Below are 1,136 nucleotides of genomic sequence, written 5' to 3' on the forward strand. Positions count from 1 at the left end.
TTCACGTTCTAAACGGTCTCGTTTTGCTGACAGTTCGGTATGAGCTGACACCCATTTTTTAGGGAAAAACATTGGTTTTTTACCCAATGCTTGGATTTCTTGATTAATTGCATCTAAGTTATGCGTTATTTCGCCACGTTTTGCGCTGTATGCGCTTTTTTCTTTATGGTATGTGGTATCCCTCATATTTTTGGCTAAGTCGCCTACAGCGCGATCATATGCGTTAATAGCGTTTATTGCAGTGAGGTATTTTCGCTGTTCATCACTTGGCGCGGATTCTTTTTTAGGGCTTCGTGGTTCAAATGCTGTTGTTTTAGGTTGTTGTGGCTGATCAGCTGCTTGCCTTTGAAGTTCTTTTTCTCGCCACTTTTGAAGTGCTTGATTGCCTTCTTTTTCGATAGCTGGGAAGTGATGTGCAGGATTTTCACCTTTCTCGATCATGCTGTTGACGTAATCAAGCTTGGCTTGTGCAACGACTCGGAATATGTCACTGGTAGCATTCGCAAGCTCTTTTTCAAGATTGACAACGGCTCTATGCTTTTCGGGCTGTTTAAGCTCTTTCGCTTTTTGAGTTCGTGTCAGTCTTACATGGTCTAGAGTGGATCTCACCTTGTCAGGGTTAATCTGTGGGATTTGTTTTAGGTGTTCATCCGCTGCATCTAAATTCTGTTTGATGCTGTCAAAAATACTGTGTTGTGGGCTTTGCTTAACGCTCTCGTGTTGTAAGTTTTCTACAAGCCGCTCGGTCACAATGATTTCTTGTTCTAAGTTTTTCAGAAGTTCAGGCAAATGCTGATTTTCAATATTTTGCTGTTTGATTAAATCGTTTTTCAGGCTGATTTCAGTGTCAATGCCCTGTCTGCGTAGCTGTGTGACCGCACTGCCTTCATGGACTGTTGCTTGTAACCCGTTATTTTGATCTGCATAACTGCGGTGGTCTACTTCGGATAAGTAGCCTGCTCTAGCTAGATGCTTGTTAGTTAGGTCGGCAAATGCTTCTCTCCAGTGGCTTACAGTCTGACTAGAATTTTCTTTGTTAAAATCTCGGTTTCTCTTTTTGGCAAAGTCGCCAGTTTCAAGGTCGATCTGACGACCTGTAAACATGATATGTGCATGATAGTTACGTTCATCACTTC

The 1,136-nt window shown here is 42.2% G+C and carries 1 protein-coding gene; it reads right to left on the reverse strand.

Features of this window, described 5'->3' with window-relative positions; genetic code table 11:
• A partial coding sequence (locus FTV31_RS17045) for a MobA/MobL family protein (protein WP_257227211.1) occupies positions 1 to 1,104 on the reverse strand: 1,104 nt, incomplete at its 3' end.
• Positions 1,105 to 1,136 lie beyond the last annotated feature (32 nt).

This window comes from Acinetobacter sp. YH16031, assembly GCF_013417335.1.
GTDB lineage: Bacteria > Pseudomonadota > Gammaproteobacteria > Pseudomonadales > Moraxellaceae > Acinetobacter.